1 pseudogene is annotated in these 501 nt (G+C 44.3%); it reads left to right on the top strand.

Annotated features, from left to right (window positions below):
- Positions 1 to 501 (top strand): annotated as a pseudogene (gene ushA / locus R7Z49_RS28020) (bifunctional UDP-sugar hydrolase/5'-nucleotidase); the annotation flags it as partial.

Here is a 501-nt window from a genome sequence, read left to right as displayed (position 1 = left end):
TAGCTTTGGCGCGTTACCTTAATGAAGGCGATTTGGACATGATTGTGGGTGGTCACTCACAAGAGCCCGTTTGTATGGAAGGTCCTAACGTTATCAAAAAGAACTTTAAACCGGGTGATGAGTGTCAGCCAGACCAACAAAACGGTACTTACATTGTTCAGGCGCATGAGTGGGGTAAATATGTTGGCCGTGCCGATTACGAATTCCGTAACGGCGAACTATCAATGGTGAGCTACGATCTTATTCCGGTAAACTTGAAGAAAAAAATCAACGTGGATGGTCAATCACAACGTGTGTTTGTTCAAGATGAAATTACTCAAGACAAAGCGATGTTGGACTTCCTTCGTCCTTTCCAAGAAAAAGGCCAAAGCCAGCTGAATGTGAAAATTGCGGAATCAAACGGTAAGTTAGAAGGTGCCCGTGATGTCGTGCGATTCCAACAGACGAATCTAGGTCGTTTAATTGCAACGGCTCATATGGAACGTGCAAAAGCAGATTTCG

This window comes from Vibrio sp. 1562, assembly GCF_033340155.1.
GTDB classification, from domain to species: Bacteria; Pseudomonadota; Gammaproteobacteria; order Enterobacterales; family Vibrionaceae; genus Vibrio; species Vibrio alginolyticus.
Note: the sequence above shows the minus strand (reverse complement) of the source record. Positions and strands in the feature narration are given on the sequence as shown.